The sequence below is a fragment of the Paenibacillus sp. GM1FR genome, assembly GCF_002803315.1.
Lineage (GTDB): Bacteria > Bacillota > Bacilli > Paenibacillales > Paenibacillaceae > Paenibacillus > Paenibacillus amylolyticus.
The window spans coordinates 203,179-215,450 of record NZ_MKZL01000066.1; the positions used below are offsets into that span (position 1 = coordinate 203,179).

Annotated in this window: 13 protein-coding genes; 4 read left to right on the forward strand and 9 right to left on the reverse strand. The window is 43.8% G+C overall.

Features of this window, described 5'->3' with window-relative positions; all coding sequences use genetic code 11:
• Nucleotides 1-64 precede the first annotated feature (64 nt).
• From PAEAM_RS30255 to PAEAM_RS30280, 7 genes are all read right to left on the reverse strand, one after another.
• On the reverse strand, nt 65-1,267 hold the full coding sequence (locus tag PAEAM_RS30255) for a Ger(x)C family spore germination protein (RefSeq protein ID WP_100529891.1): 1,203 nt from the start codon (nt 1,265-1,267) through the stop codon (nt 65-67).
• Nucleotides 1,264-2,364 (reverse strand): spore germination protein, encoded by a 1,101-nt coding sequence (locus PAEAM_RS30260; protein WP_076253519.1) that lies wholly within the window; start codon nt 2,362-2,364, stop codon nt 1,264-1,266. Before PAEAM_RS30260 ends, PAEAM_RS30255 begins: the two co-directional genes overlap by 4 nt.
• 38 nt (nt 2,365-2,402) lie before the next feature.
• Nucleotides 2,403-4,115 carry a spore germination protein gene (locus PAEAM_RS30265; RefSeq protein ID WP_100529892.1) on the reverse strand — a complete coding sequence of 571 codons (1,713 nt, stop codon included), beginning with the start codon at nt 4,113-4,115 and terminating at the stop codon, nt 2,403-2,405.
• 148 nt (nt 4,116-4,263) lie between these two features.
• Entirely contained in the window at nt 4,264-5,169 is a 906-nt protein-coding gene (locus PAEAM_RS30270) for a methyl-accepting chemotaxis protein (protein WP_100529919.1), read from the reverse strand.
• A gap of 487 nt (nt 5,170-5,656) precedes the next feature.
• Nucleotides 5,657-5,989 carry a VOC family protein gene (locus PAEAM_RS32435; RefSeq protein ID WP_243391507.1) on the reverse strand — a complete coding sequence of 111 codons (333 nt, stop codon included), beginning with the start codon at nt 5,987-5,989 and terminating at the stop codon, nt 5,657-5,659.
• Nucleotides 5,990-6,024: 35 nt separating this feature from the next.
• Entirely contained in the window at nt 6,025-6,180 is a 156-nt protein-coding gene (locus tag PAEAM_RS32440; RefSeq protein ID WP_243391508.1) for a VOC family protein, read from the reverse strand.
• A 228-nt stretch (nt 6,181-6,408) separates the two neighbouring features.
• Nucleotides 6,409-6,852 carry a VOC family protein gene (locus tag PAEAM_RS30280; RefSeq protein WP_100529893.1) on the reverse strand — a complete coding sequence of 148 codons (444 nt, stop codon included), beginning with the start codon at nt 6,850-6,852 and terminating at the stop codon, nt 6,409-6,411.
• 87 nt (nt 6,853-6,939) lie between these two features.
• On the opposite strand from PAEAM_RS30280, the gene PAEAM_RS30285 reads away from it, so the two are divergent.
• The gene (locus tag PAEAM_RS30285; protein ID WP_076319715.1) at nt 6,940-7,908 is read left to right on the forward strand and encodes a helix-turn-helix transcriptional regulator; all 969 of its coding nucleotides are present in this window, start codon (nt 6,940-6,942) and stop codon (nt 7,906-7,908) included.
• A 41-nt stretch (nt 7,909-7,949) separates the two neighbouring features.
• On the opposite strand, the gene PAEAM_RS30290 is transcribed toward PAEAM_RS30285, so the two are convergent.
• Nucleotides 7,950-9,131, reverse strand: a complete 1,182-nt coding sequence (locus PAEAM_RS30290) for an MFS transporter (protein ID WP_100529894.1) — start codon at nt 9,129-9,131, stop codon at nt 7,950-7,952.
• A gap of 168 nt (nt 9,132-9,299) precedes the next feature.
• Here PAEAM_RS30290 and PAEAM_RS30295 point away from each other — a divergent pair, with 168 nt between their 5' ends.
• Complete coding sequence (locus PAEAM_RS30295) at nt 9,300-10,181, forward strand: LysR family transcriptional regulator (protein ID WP_100529895.1); 882 nt, start codon at nt 9,300-9,302, stop codon at nt 10,179-10,181.
• A 21-nt stretch (nt 10,182-10,202) separates the two neighbouring features.
• Complete coding sequence (locus tag PAEAM_RS30300) at nt 10,203-10,877, forward strand: VOC family protein (RefSeq protein ID WP_100529896.1); 675 nt, start codon at nt 10,203-10,205, stop codon at nt 10,875-10,877.
• 43 nt (nt 10,878-10,920) lie between these two features.
• On the opposite strand, the gene PAEAM_RS30305 is transcribed toward PAEAM_RS30300, so the two are convergent.
• Nucleotides 10,921-11,286 (reverse strand): MerR family transcriptional regulator, encoded by a 366-nt coding sequence (locus PAEAM_RS30305; protein ID WP_164783186.1) that lies wholly within the window; start codon nt 11,284-11,286, stop codon nt 10,921-10,923.
• Nucleotides 11,287-11,415: 129 nt separating this feature from the next.
• Here PAEAM_RS30305 and PAEAM_RS30310 point away from each other — a divergent pair, with 129 nt between their 5' ends.
• Nucleotides 11,416-12,066 carry a nitroreductase family protein gene (locus tag PAEAM_RS30310; protein ID WP_100529898.1) on the forward strand — a complete coding sequence of 217 codons (651 nt, stop codon included), beginning with the start codon at nt 11,416-11,418 and terminating at the stop codon, nt 12,064-12,066.
• The last annotated feature ends 206 nt before the right edge of the window (nt 12,067-12,272 follow it).

Sequence of the window (12,272 nt, forward strand, 5' to 3'; positions counted from 1 at the left end):
TTTTTACTAATATAGCGATCTATCATGAATGTGTCAACATTTAAATAATATATGGCACACCTCGTTATTCGGTGGAAGACCCCGGATTCGTGATGGTGGTCTTTACCTCATACGTGATCGGCACGGTGCTAAAAATTTTATCCCAATCGTCTTTGACTTTTTTCCATGTTTTAGGTTCTTTGATACGTAAGCTATCCCGAAAATCCGCAACATCTACTTTATAGGTATGCTGCAGTTTGTATAACAACTGTCGAATCTGTTGTTTGGCAAGTTCAGCAAATTCTTTTTCCAATTCACTGAGATACGCACCTTTTTCCTCTTCCTCGGGAGCACGCCAATCCTCCATCAACCAGCCTTCGGATTCAGTTTTCACATGGAATGAAATATCATCGCCAACCACTTTTGGAATTATTGTTGTTTTTTTCTTCTTCATTTCATATACAACAGTGAATCCCGCTTTATTGTATGTCTTCAAGATACCTCCTTTTTCTTTAGGTCTGAGCCAAGATAGCCCTTCTAGATCCGTTTGGCTGAGTTCCCCGATGAATTTGGTTGTTTTCCCATCAAAGATACTGGCACCGGAGAACTTGTCCTCTCCATTGAAGTTCAGTACATTCTGGAGCAAAAAGCTGGAACCGGATTGCATTTGTGCATCTAATTTGGAGAGTAGAACGGGGTCCAGGATTTTATTGGACAAGTATGAATTACCGGTAATACCTGTAAGATAAAATGCTGGAATCCGGGAAGGATCATCTGAAGTCAGTACATCAACAGCGCGATGATGGCTAATCAACACCAGACAGTTAGGACGAATATCGTTATCCCGAAGTACAAAATCCAGCAGCTGGTCCAGACCATACTTTTTGGCGATATCCTTGGACACAACGATAACCTTCAGATGATGTCCGATGAGCGGATGATCTCGTCTCAGTGCAAACTGACGAAAGATTTGCAGCAAGGAATCTCCGGTAAGCTGTTCATTGGAATAGGACGTTTTACCAGAAGCAGGCGAACCGGATTGTTGGCTCTTTTGACTGCTGGAATTACCGGGAGCAATCTGTACCGTGGCCGTCAAATTGTTCTGCTTGGAGTACCCTCCTCCCTGATTGGCGATGTTCTCCTCAAATTCCGTCTCTTTGCCGATATCGATCCCGAGACCAACGTAGACACTTAGATCCTCTATCTCTCGACTGCTCCAACATCCGGATATCGTTAAGAGAATGCATAATACAGTGGCTAAGCGTAACAACATGCGGAATGTAATCATGCATGCTTGCCTCCTTTTTTGCGAATCAGACTTAACAACAGTAGTACCAGAGGTAAAATGCCAAACAAAAATACGGACACATTGCCTAGCATATCTCCTAGTACGAAGGTATCATCCACTGTTTTGGGTATCATTGCTGTCAGATAAATGAACGGCAGCAGGCCGTACATGATGCCTTTGATTTTTTTGGAACGAAACAAATCACGAATACCCACCGAAGCGCAGTAATGTGTAATTGCTGTAGTCGAAAAGATTTGCATAATCCAGATGACCAGCAATAAGGATTCAAAACGCTCGAATATCAGACCCTGGATTTCGAAGCTTCTTACCAAATCCAGCGTTGGCCAGGTTCGAGTTTTGATGCCATCGAGCGATAAACTGCCTATAACCATCACCACCGTGATCAAGTAGATAATAGTGGATATGAGTATCCCCCAGGTCATCGCTTTATTGCTCTTCTTCGGATTTTTCATATAGGCAGTCATGATTAACATCACCTCATAGCCCGTATAAGATAATAGTGAAGGCTTCAACCCTTGGAAAACGGGCATAATCCCATCACCGAGGACGGGTCTCAGATTGCCAATCTCGAATAGCTGATTACTAAGCAAAATTTCAATCACAAATATAATAATCGTAATCGGAAGGATAATCTCAAACACGCGTACGATAACGCCAAGCCCGCCTGAAATCATATATACACCGATCCACATGAAGACCATCACAATCGCCCAGGTGGGGGTGCGTTCGAGCAGATACATCCCAGTTACTTCAGCCATAACTCTGATTTCGAATGCGGCAATAACTATGAAATACATAATCATAGACAATCCCAGTATGTAAGCAATCCAGCTGCCCGTAATCTCACGGGTGAACTGGAAGACGGTTTTCTCCGGAAATCTGCGACACAGGGTAACCAGAATTATTCCCACACCTATGATAATGAATCCAGATAGGATAATGGAAATCCAGACATCCGGTGTTCCGACAGCTTTGCTGGTCGTTCGAGGTAGTGTCAATATCCCGGCACCAAGCATGTAATTGACAATAATTACAACGGCCTGTGTCGTGGTTAGCTTTCCTTGGGAGCCATTCACTTAGTTCACCTCCAGACCTTCAGTAGATGGAATTCCATTTATTTTTTCCGATCATCATCGATCGGATTAGTCATTTTGGGACGCATTCTCATCATATTTAGCGGTGCACGGATAACAAAATCCTTCCATTCATTCATGTGATAGGGAACGGCTGGTGCAACATAAGGTACGCCAAAGCTTGAGAGTCGTGCCAGATGTGTACACACAAGCAGAAAGAACATAACCACGCCAAACAATCCGAGTACGGCTGCGCTGAACATAGCGGCAAATCGTAGAATCCTTAGCGTTAATCCCGCACTATAGACCGGAATCGTAAAGGAAGAGATGGCTGTTACCGCAACGACAATGACCAGAAATTGGCTTATTATTCCCGCTTGCACCGCTGCTTGGCCAATAATCAGACCTCCAACGATACCCATCGCTGGCGCAATCGGTTTGGGCAAGCGTATCCCGGCCTCCCTCAAGATTTCAATTGAAAGCTCCATGATGAGTACCTCAATAATTGAGGGGAATGGAACTCCGGTACGCGTTTCAATAATCGTCAATACCAGCTTGGTTGGAATAAGACCCGGATGGAACGAGATAAACGAGATATAGAGCGCAGGAGCAAGTAATGCCAACATCGCGGCCATAAAACGCAGCACTCGCAAAAATGTTCCAGGAATCCAGCGTTCATAATAGTCCTCGGGAGACTGAAGCAACATGCTAAAGGTCACCGGTACAATTAATACAAATGGCGTTCCATCCAACAAAATTGCCACTCGGCCTTCCAGAAGGGCACCCATCACCCGGTCAGGTCTTTCCGTATTCAGTACCTGCTGAAAAGGACTCAGCGTATTATCTTCGATGAGTTGTTCCACATAACCTGATTCCAACATCGAATCCATATCCATCTCTTCAATTCGCTTGCATACTTCAGCAACGAGATTTGGATCGGCAATATCCTGAATATAGGCTATCGCCAAATCTTTTTTGATCCGTGAACCCACTTCATACTTCTTAATAAACAGGCTCTGATCACTTCCATAACGACGTAAAATGCCTGTATTATCGCTTAATTGCTCTGTAAAACCAATACGAGGCCCACGAAGAAGTCCCTCTGACAAGGGTTCATTCATACCTCTTGTTTTGATCTTATGAGCTCCAATTAATAAAGCACCAGGCAAACCATCAACCAGCAGTGCATTTTTCCCAAACAACACACCAACTGCGAGTTCTTGGAGGGACTTCGTCTCCTCAACCAGACTGACAGGAAGTAATTGATCTTGCAGATATGCCGACAGTAAGTGTGCGTTGTCTGGATGGAGAAAACCCTCCTGCTTAAGTAGAGGAACACCTTCGAACATCAACGGTGTAATCAAGTGATCATCAACTAAGTCCTGATCTACCAGGCCTTCGGTATAGATGACCGCAGCCCGTGTATTCGTTCCCTTAATAATAAATTCTCGAATATGCACGTCTGCATTGAGTCCAAAGCTTTCTTTCACACTCGTCAGATTTATGCTGTACTTTTCGGTTAATTTAATATTGGCATAGTGGCCTGTTTCGGTCCCTTCACCCTGCCCTTTGGCTGCTGGCGAGATATCCTTCGAGGATATGGACGATGGCTTGGAACGAGAGAAGCTTCCGCGCTTAATGGCAGCATTGATCCAGCGCATGCTCAATGTAATACCAATTGGAATGATGAAGACCAAGAATGCCTGAATCCATATGGACCAATCCGGCACGTAGGATACAATTGTTGACCACATGTTCCCACCCCAACATTTCTCTGCATGACATAGCTGCAGGTATTCCCAAGTATTGTGTCCCCGTTTGATCACAATAATTCCCGTTTTTTTGAGTACTGAACGACAAAAAAACGGTTCCTGTGCAAGGAACCGCTATTACTATATATTGTTATACGATTCTGGTCACATGCTCCGCTTTGGCATCCAACAAGTGAGCTGAAGCAGCAATTGCTGTAAAATCATTCAATGCGATCTCAATCTGCTTCTGGCTCTGCTCCACATATTCTTCTACTTTTTTGGTACCACCCGTGATATTACCAATCTCCTTGGTTATTCCAGTCACGCTATCACGAATCTCATTAATCGAACTCTCCACCATTGCAGATAGTTTCTTAACTTCCTTGGCCACGATATCAAATCCTCGTCCGTATTCTCCTGCATGTGCAGCCTCAATGGCAGCATTCAACGCAAGCAGTTGCGTCTGAGACGAAATCTCGCGTATCGTTCGTACCACGCCCTGAATCGATCCGGCCTGTTCCTGCAGATGGGTCAACGTTGCACGGTTAGAAGTTGACACCTCTGAGATATAGGAGATACTGGACATTAATTCCTGGCTCCGTTCAATGCCTACATCTGCCTGCCCATTCAGTTCATGGGACATCGTTTTCAGCTCATTCACTACGACCGAAATGTTGTTCTGACGGTTGGTAATGTTGGTGGCGATTTTGGATACACCCAGTATCTTCTGATTTGTCTCATCGTACACCGGCATATATGTCGCCTCAAGCCATACGGAATTCCCCTTTGCATCCTTGCGTTCAACCTTGTCCTGAAAGCTGACACCATTAAATATGCTATTCCAAAAAGCATCATATTCCGGAGTATTTGCAAAATGACCGAAGCACAGTTGCTGATGCTTCATGCCGTACATCTCATCTACCGTATATCCCATCGTCTGGGCAAAGACTTCATTCACGTAGGTTACCCGGCGATCCAGATCAAATCGAATGATAGCAAGACTTTTCTCCATCGCCTTGATGACCATTGCATCGGTGACAACATCTTTCTTTTCCATATCTAATATAGACACTTGATAACCCCCACAGTTCATTCCATAATAGACAGCCTTTAACTAGCAAAAAACAATCATAACAACATATGTATCCATCAGGTTCTAGATGGCTCTACTATGGATACCCGATTTGCAGCATTTTGGATCACCTGTTGTTATTTATTTTTATTGCAACCCTGTTCAGTCAAAATATATAGTTGTTCCTTCGTTTCAATGCTTCTTCAAAATCCTGGATAAAAGGCTTCCATCAACATACTTTCGGAGCATGTTCATCGTCCAGAAAAGAGACGTTATAACTTATCTTATCCGTAAAATATCTCTGTATCTACTAGTACGTATCGTAACATAAGGCAAAGAGGTATACACTTCTGTATTTGTAACGTATTTGTAACATAATTTCTGTTTTTTAATAACCGTTTAACCCCTATATACAAGAAAAACAGAACGATTTGTCGTGCATCGTCCTGTTTCTTATCCAGTCTCATCTCCATTATTTCTTTCGTGGTGTCCAGCGCTTCGTTTCACTGTGATTCGGATACTGAATGCCCGCAGGATAGGAGATCAGCTCAATCAGCATCCCCCAAGGTGCTCTTCCATACACAAACTGATTGCCTTCTCCACCTTCAATATGACCGGTCAATGCCCCAGGCTCTGTTAGCAACACCCCGCCCGCTTCCTTGAAGTGTCGTGCAGCTTCTTGCATATCGTCCACATACAACGCCATATGCTGCAATCCGTAATCTGATGCCCTAACTGGCTCCGATTGCGCTGTATTCGCGTACTGAAATAACTCTATACTGGCGCTCTCCCCGAGCGATAACATCCGAATATGAATAACCTTTGCTCCTGAACGCAGTCCTAATTTAAGCTCTGCCTCGGGTCCTTCCTGTGGGGATCATCCGGCGTTATATGGTCATAGGCAAGTTGAGCTCCAAACGCCTGCTGTAGAAATAGTGTCGCCTGCTCCATGTCCGGTACAGTTATTCCAATATGGTCAATTCCTCTCGTAATCATATTATCCCTTCTTTCCTTTTATCCATTGAACTTGCTTGTACACAGCGACATCCGTACCTCTATGATTTACACGAAAAGAGGGCCGCTATAACCATCGGTTGCTCGAACAACCTTGTATAGAAACCGAAAAAAGAAGAGCGCATGATATCCATGGCTCTTCTTTTTTGATGTTTTTAAGTTAGTTACAGGTTTACATACCGAGTGCTTAACCGAGGGCCTGAACTCATTTTAAAAATCATGCACAGTGACACATAGCTGAATCGCAATGCCATATGGGTCCCGTACAATACCGTATCCTGGGCTGAATTCATTTTGTTCATACGGTACCAGTACCTTCACACCCTCATGTTGCATCAGAGAATGATACAGTTGATCGATGGTATCTTTATCTTTGGACTGAATACATAGTGACGTGCTGTTCCCCAGCTGCCATGCTCTCTCCGTGTCCATTGCTTCTTCCGCAATCATGACTTTGTTAACCCCAATCTCCAGCACCGAATGTGTAATATACTCATCTTGACCGGCAGGGTACTCGAAACCCGGGTTCATTTCCTTCATCTCTTTATAACTTTTCTTGAATATCACCTTGGCGCCCAGAAACTCTTCATAAAAAGCAATGGCTGCCGCCGCATCCCCGTTCATCGACAAAAATGGTATCACTTCAAAACTCATTATATTGCCTCCTTGTTCCTATTGGATTACACTTATCACTATAACAACTAAAGGTGCCAATCTATGGCACCTTTAAGAGGGTTTGATATGAAAAAATCAGAACGTATGAACCAGATGCTGCGCTTTATTAACCAAAAACAACAGTTCACCCTGCAAGATCTCATGCAGGAGTTCCAGATCTCCAAACGAACCGCGTTAAGAGATATCACTTCATTGGAAGAGTTAGGTGCGCCCATCTATGTCGAATATGGACGCTACGGCGGATATCGACTGTTGCAACAAATGCAGCTGCCTCCCATTTCGTTTAATACGGGGGAGCTTCATGCCCTTTATTTTGCGATGCAGGCTCTTCGCAGCTTCTCCAGCCTACCCTTTCAAATCTCTTTCCGTACCATTCATGAGAAATTTATGAACGCGTTATCCGATAAGCAACGACAGGATATTGAGAACATCCAACACCGGGTTTACTTCCAACATACCGAGCAGATCCGCGATAGTGCACATTTGGAATTTCTGTTGATGGCTGCTGTGCAGAATATAGTGATTCAGATTACGTACGCTAATCAGCGTAGATCCTCTGATCAAAGGCCATCTTCTACAAACACCAATATCCGCACCATTCAACCCATCGCGCTCTATACCAGGAAAGGTTATTGGTATTGCCAGGCCTATGATCTGCATAAACAAGCGTATCGTGTATTTCGCTGCGACCGCATCATTTCAGCCGAAACAACGGAGATTGAACCTTTAACTCATGTAAAGGAACTCTATTCACAGGATGCCCAATCTCTATGGAAACCATCGGAACAAGCAATTCCATTCAAATGCCTGATTGATGAAGCCGGGATGGAGCTATTCCAGCAAGAACATTTCCCATCTATGCAGATCAGCGAGAAGAGGGGACACATGTATCTTGTCGGTTCGTATGAACCTCACGAGCTTGATTTCATAGTGAGATATCTTGCGGGCTATGGTAAATCGATTAAGATTATGGAGCCCGTCATCTTACAGAAAGCATTAAGGCAGTACTACCTGGACTTATTGGATCATGTATAAAGATCATCATATTTCTATATCCATTTTACTTTACATGCCTTTTAGCTCTGCTCCTGGCTAACTTTTAAACTTTTTTTATTACCAATAGCCAATTGAACGATAATCTGCAACACGATGATGATAGCCAAACCATAAAATGCTTGCACAAAGCTGCCTGTTAGATCGCGGAGCCAACCAATCGCCAGCGGCCCAAGTGCTCCAAGAATGTAGCCACCAGATTGAGTCATAGCGGACCAATTACTCGCTTCCTGAGCATTGTTTGTCTCATCAATTGGCAACATGAGTGCAATTGGGAACAGTCCACCTGCACCAATCCCGAGCGGAATCGCCGCGAGCCACGGACTGACAGAGAGATTCAGCATCAGGACACCTATTAACTCCAACATCGCACATCCAACAAGCCAGAAGACACGTCTTTGGTACCGATGTACAAGCATGGGAATGAATAACGTTGAGGGCAGTGATATCAATGTAAATAATGTTTGGATGTTGCCAGCAGTCTCTTGGCTATATCCATGGCTCTGAATGGCTGGCGCAAGCCAGGCGGTTAATGAATAGAAGATCGCGGCCATCAGTCCAAAGAACAGTGTCAGCACCCATGCACGCCTGTTCTTCACCGGAAGTGGTGCATGGACTACAGCCGAAGTTTTTCCGGATTGCCGCTCTGTACGCGCAGACCAAGCTAATTTTAACCAGATCGGCAATGCAATGGCTGCGAGTAATGCCCATGTAGCCAAAGAACCTCTCCAAGATCCCCCCAACGTATGCTGGAGCGGAACCGATAACCCCACACTAATGCTGGCCCCCATCACCATTGCTGTAGAGTAGATGCCGACCATGGCTGCCACTCGGTTAGGGAAATACTGCTTAATGAAGCTGGACAACAGCGGCCCTGCCAATGCAATCCCTACACCTGACAGAAAAGAAGTAAACATCATCAACGGAGTTGCGCCTACGAACAATCGTAATCCCGTACCTATCCCAATAAGGATTAAAGCCAGCACAATGGCACCTTCGTTCCCCCACCTTCTACTTAGTCTTACAGAGAATGGAGCGAATATGCCCATACATAATACCGGTAGTGTAGTTAACAGACTGGCGGTCATGCCGCTCAAACCCAGATCATTCTGTATGGTACTCATCAGAGGAGAAACGGAAGTAATCGGTGGTCTTAAGTTCAGTGAAGCCAGAATAAGCGCCAATACAATATAAAAAAGTTTCATTATGGATCACCTCATGGGAGTAGTATTCTTGCCTTCACCAAAGATCCTATTTGTTAATGTCAGTATCTTTGAGTGTTGCACGATTAAGTATAGATTCATTATAATGATTGAACAATACTATTGTTTCTATTAAAATGATTACTAAAACCAATGATCAGAGGTGAATTCATGGAGATTCGTCAAATGGAAAACTTTATTACAGTGTGTGAGGAGCTTCATTTTACACGGGCAGCTGAGAAACTTGGCATATCTCAACCTACGTTGAGTCAACAGATACGTGGGTTGGAGGATGAACTCGGTGTTCCTTTGTTTGACCGTGTCGGCAAAAAAATAGTGATGACCCAGGCAGGCACTCTGTTTCTGGAGCACTGTGTACAGATGATCCGGCATTTACAGAATACCCAGGATGCGCTAGCTGAATTTCGGAATGATCAGCGGGGACGATTGGTTATTGGTGTTCTTCCGTCGGATTTGGATTACCGTATCACTCCGTTACTCGTTGATTTTCATGCCCGATTCCCCAAGGTGCAATTGAAGGTTATCTCTTCGATCTATGTCGTAAATCAAGTGTTGGAAAATGAAGTCGACATCGGCATCGAGATCACGTCTGCCCCGGATAGGCGGCTTGTACGTATTCCTTTGTGCAGTGAAGAATATGTACTGGTCGTATCCGAGAATCATGATTGGGCTGAACGAAGCACAATTGAAATTCAGGAGTTACGTGATATCCAAACGGTGATGTTCCCCGAAGGATTTACAGGCAGAGAATTGGTCGATGGCTATTGCCGTAAACATGGATTCACCCTAAATACAATCATGGAGACCAGTTCGGCAACCTCCATCATTAGCCTGGTCAAAGCCAACGTCGGAGGAACACTGCTGCCTTATCCTCTGATCAAAGCCATGAATGAGCCTACGCTACGTTGCATCCGAATTACAGACGATCCGCCATACCGGCACTTTGAGATCATCCATCGGTCCGACCGTTACCTGACGCAATCGGCCAAGGCATTTATTGAGAAAACAATCGAGTATTTCAATCAAAGGTGAGATTAAAAGGAGGATATTGAAATGATAATAAGAGAAGTTGGTTTGTTGACACATCAGGTCGAGGCCATAAAAGAGTTTTACGGTACACTAATGGAATTGAATCTTGTGGAGGATAATGCAACATGCGTTTCATTCCGTGGGGGGAACTCGGTCCTATCTTTCAAGAAGGCACCAGAACAAGAGAAGCCCTACTATCATGTAGCATTTACGATTCCAACGAATAAACTTGCTGATGCAAAAAGATGGGCTCAAGACCGTAACATTTCATTACTATCCAAAGATGGACAAGATGAATTCTATTTCCCCTACTGGGATGCAACAGCCTTCTATTTTTATGATCCAAGCGGCAACTTGATGGAATTTATCGCTCACCATTCACTCGATAATGGAGTTGATGAAGCTTTCGAAGCGAAGCATCTGTTATGTATTAGTGAAATCGGTCTGCCTGTCGATGATGTTCCTGAGACAATGAACACATTGAATGAGCATTATCAACTTGAACCATTTGCCGGAGACGGAAAACAATTCTCCCCCACGGGTGATGCAGAAGGCATGTTTATTGTCATTGATAAACAGAAGCCCTGGTTCCCAGACGGACGTATGCCTGGTGTATTTGTTACAGAGGTGAAGGTAGAAACTGGGCAGCCCGGTAATCTGCGTATACAGGACGATATGTACTCGATTGAATCGATATGATGTAAGAACGTACTGAATGAAAACCTCAAGAGGGACTTCCGGCTTAATACTTACCAAAACCATCCTCACACGTGATATCCGATTTAAGAATTTCGTACAGATTTTGTTTGGAATTCTCTAATTTATTTTGTATTTCTTCAATTTCTGATATTTTCGCTTGGATAACGCTTGCTTGATCATTACTTGAAAACCCATGTTTAGAGATCATAGATTGGATCTCATGGATCGTAAAACCAACAGCTAAACATTGTTTGACCACTTCCAGATGCTGAATAATGCTCTGCGCATATATTCGATAGTTATTATGATCTCTCAGCATATGTTCATCCGGGATCATACCTATTTTCTCGTAGTAACGAATCGTGGATATCGGAAGGTTTACATGGTTCGCTACTTCACTAATCTTCATATGGATTTCCCCCGTTTCTTCTTCTTGCTATAAAGTATACTTCATAGTTTACAATCCTCATAGTGAGACAGATGGAGATATAATTTATACCCTACTCTCACCAATATAGATATGAGGAGAGATTTTAATATGAACACTATTACCGGTCAATTCAACAAAACAAATGATTTTGATAACATCGTCTTGGAGCGCCATTCCGTTAAAGCCTACGACCCTGAAGTGAAGATCAGCCGCGAGGAGATGACCGAAATACTGGCGAAGGCTTCACGTGCCCCTTCGGCCATTAACATGCAACCTTGGCGTTTTCTTGTTATCGACAGTGCTGAAGGCAAAGAGAAGCTTGCACCACTGGCCTCTTTTAACCAGACACAGGCACTAACGTCTTCCGCTGTCATTGCCGTGTTTTACGATGCCAACAACGTTGATTACATGGAAGAGATTTTCAGCAAATCAGTGGAACTTGGGTACATGCCCCAAGACATCATGGATATGCAGATGCAGCAGGTAAAACCTTATTATGCGAACATAAACGCATCCGAATTGCGTGACATGAACCTCATTGACTCAGGCCTCATATCCATGCAACTCATGCTCGTTGCCCGTGCCCATGGTTATGATACCAACCCTATGGCCGGTTATGACAAAGGTCAAATCGCCGAAGCGTTCGGCATGGATAAAGAACGGTTCCAGCCCGTGATGTTGATCTCCATAGGTAAAGCAGCCAAAGATGGCTATCCTTCCTATCGTCTCCCGGTTGAAACGATTACAACTTGGGCATAATCAACAGCTACTCTCAAGACTAAAATGACTATGGATGATACTATAGTAAATACTAAGTCTGAAAAATAGATGGAAATCACTGTGCATCCCATAATACCAGAGTACTCATCCTATATCAGTTAAAGGCTTTCATTATAATAGCCTCATACTGATTTGGTCATAAGAACATTAATTATACGTTCATAAACAAAGGGTCCTGATGACAA